Here is an 806-nt window from a genome sequence, read left to right on the forward strand (position 1 = left end):
CGGTGAGTTGATCAGACCTTCCATAGGTCTATGAAGGCTACTATGGAAAAGATTCGGCCAACGTCGATATCAGCAACAGCTGACTAAAAAGCACTCATAGCATCGGACGGGGCACAAAGAGGGGACTCAAATGGATCATGAGTATGTGGTGCTTGGCGGCGTGAACCGGGCACAGATAGGCAAGTATCTTGCAAGAACAGCGTCGGCCGTTTCAGGCCTTCTGGTCTGGATCCTTCTCCAAGCAGTTGATATCGCGAAGGGCTTGGGGCTTAGCACAAATCTTCCACCAGTCGTCCTCTCACTGCTCGGCGCTGGAGCCGTCTATGCCATTTTATATGTAATCTTTCGGCGCTGGATCTGGCGAATGCCGTTCGTAGCACGATGGTTGAAAGTTGCCGACCTCTCTGGCACTTGGATTTGTGAAGGACATCCTTTCCCACGTCCAGACTCGCTTGCCATCGACTGGGAGGGAAGGATGACAATCACCCAGGACTGGGACAAGGTGCGAATCCACCTTGATGCAGGGCTTTCTAAGTCCAACAGTGATGTAGCTGGCCTTGTGTCCGATCCTATCGAAGGCTTTGTGCTTCTTTACAGCTATCGCAATGATCCAAAAGCCGGTCAGACAGAGCTCGGTTCCCATCGTGGTTTTGCACGATTAGTTTTTTCAAAAGATATGCAAACTGGCAAAGGCGACTACTTCACTGGTGACGGTCGCCACTCGTCGGGCACCCTCACACTTCGGAGGCAGTAATGGCAAGGAGCATTGACGATCGCATTTCCGCCCTTAGGGAAGGTCTGAACAA

The 806-nt window shown here is 51.9% G+C and carries 1 protein-coding gene; it reads left to right on the forward strand.

Annotated elements, in window-relative coordinates:
* Window positions 1-130: 130 nt before the first annotated feature.
* Window positions 131-754 carry a hypothetical protein gene (locus tag J7360_RS21000; RefSeq protein WP_209034761.1) on the forward strand — a complete coding sequence of 208 codons (624 nt, stop codon included), beginning with the start codon at window positions 131-133 and terminating at the stop codon, window positions 752-754.
* The last annotated feature ends 52 nt before the right edge of the window (window positions 755-806 follow it).

Source organism: Xanthomonas sp. D-99 (genome assembly GCF_017746145.1).
In the GTDB taxonomy this organism is placed as follows: domain Bacteria; phylum Pseudomonadota; class Gammaproteobacteria; order Xanthomonadales; family Xanthomonadaceae; genus Xanthomonas; species Xanthomonas cissicola.